Here is a 613-nt window from a genome sequence, read left to right as displayed (position 1 = left end):
GTGTTAAGTCATCAAAATCGGTATGCACGTTTGCCTGTCCCATCAGGTATTTCAGTTTGGCTCCTACCGTCACTTTGTTGCTGAGTTTGCGCGACCAGCCAAAGCCCACTTCCGTGTATGCCATGGCGCGCGCCCCAAAGTGTGTAAAATCAAACACCTTTTGCTCTTTCATCCCATTTAAGGCTAAGTTCATAAAATCTTTCGGTAAAGTCATGCCTGCTGTGATATGTTCGGAAATGTCGAACGAAAAATAGTTTTTCTTCACACGAAACCCAAATCCAATGATATTCAATTCAAAATCAAGCCCAATGCGGGTCACATCCCACATCGCATCGTAAAAACTGTTGCGATGACTGCCCGCGTCTTTGTCTAAAAACAGCATCGTCCGTCCATCTTTATTGAAAATCACATCGTTGGCATTCAACGAGTTATTGCCCAAATCCAACCGAAAATTGGGGAACACGGGGAAATCAATGTAAACATTGTTATACGGCTGAAAGGCAGGGTTATAGACATTGCGCTCCGGAATGCCTTTGATGAAATACACGGTGTTGTTTTGCTGCGCCCACGCAGTTGCTACCGTGCCGAACAAGCACACGGCGGCTATCAATAA

At 45.2% G+C, this 613-nt stretch carries 1 protein-coding gene; it reads right to left on the bottom strand.

Going from position 1 to position 613, the window contains the following annotated elements; translation table 11 throughout:
• Positions 1–613 (bottom strand): DUF5723 family protein (locus tag ASC50_RS03215; protein WP_226995366.1); only part of this gene is annotated, 613 nt, incomplete at both ends.

The organism is Candidatus Symbiothrix dinenymphae, assembly GCF_001431085.1.
The sequence above is the reverse complement of the archived record's forward strand: the minus strand, read 5'-3'. Positions and strand labels throughout refer to the sequence as shown.